The 504-nt window shown below is 47.8% G+C and carries 1 protein-coding gene; it reads left to right on the forward strand.

Annotation, left to right across the window (positions count from 1 at the left end; translation table 11 throughout):
* Nucleotides 1-504 (forward strand): 5'-3' exonuclease (locus ACS8FC_RS21255; protein WP_439298237.1); only part of this gene is annotated, 504 nt, incomplete at both ends.

A 504-nucleotide genomic window follows, 5' to 3' on the forward strand; every position in this document is an offset into this window, starting at 1 on the left:
GCTCTCCCAAAAACCATGCAAAACTCGCAGGGTCTGATTACCAATGCGATTCGCGGCACATTGAACGCATTACTCAAACTCATGCGTCGTTATCACCCTACTCATATGGCCGTCTGCTTCGATACCAAATCACCGACTTTTCGCCATCATATGTCGTCTGACTATAAAGCAGCTCGTCCGCCTATCGATGTAGAGTTGGTAGAGCAAATTCCTTATATTCATCGTTTGGTTAGCGCCTTAGGTATTCCGCTGTTACGTATTGAGGGTGCAGAGGCCGATGATATCATCGGTACACTTGCCCATCGTGCCGTCGAGCAAGGTCATCATGTGGTCATCTCAACCGGCGATAAAGACATGATGCAGCTGGTCAACGATTGCGTCATCCTAGAAGACAGCTTTACTGGTAAAGTCACGGATACACCAGCGGTGATCGATAAGTTCGGCATTAACCCAAACCAAATGATCGATTTCTTGACGCTCATGGGTGATGCCTCTGACGGTATT

This window comes from Psychrobacter sp. 1Y4, assembly GCF_051847555.1.